The following is a 211-nucleotide window of genomic DNA, read 5'->3' on the forward strand; positions in this document are numbered from 1 at the left end:
GTCCCAAGCAACTTGGCAATGCCGCCTCCTAAGTATTTGACAACAAACTGCATGATGCCGAAATGATAGAGAATACTAATAATCGCTGAGAAAAAAATGATCACAGGCAACACTTGAAAAGCGAAAACGCTGCCGACTCCTTCCGCTTGCAGGACACCGCCAAAGAGCATATCAATACCAGCAGCCGAAGTGTCAATCGCCGCTTGGACAG

Annotated in this window: 1 protein-coding gene; it reads right to left on the reverse strand. The window is 47.4% G+C overall.

Annotated elements, in window-relative coordinates; translation table 11 throughout:
* Positions 1 to 211, reverse strand: a 211-nt coding sequence (locus tag CHH91_RS19865; RefSeq protein WP_353615344.1) for a nucleoside recognition domain-containing protein, incomplete at both ends; no start/stop codon positions are given.

The sequence above is a fragment of the Virgibacillus sp. 7505 genome (assembly GCF_002272135.1).
Taxonomy (GTDB): Bacteria; Bacillota; Bacilli; order Bacillales; family Amphibacillaceae; genus Terribacillus.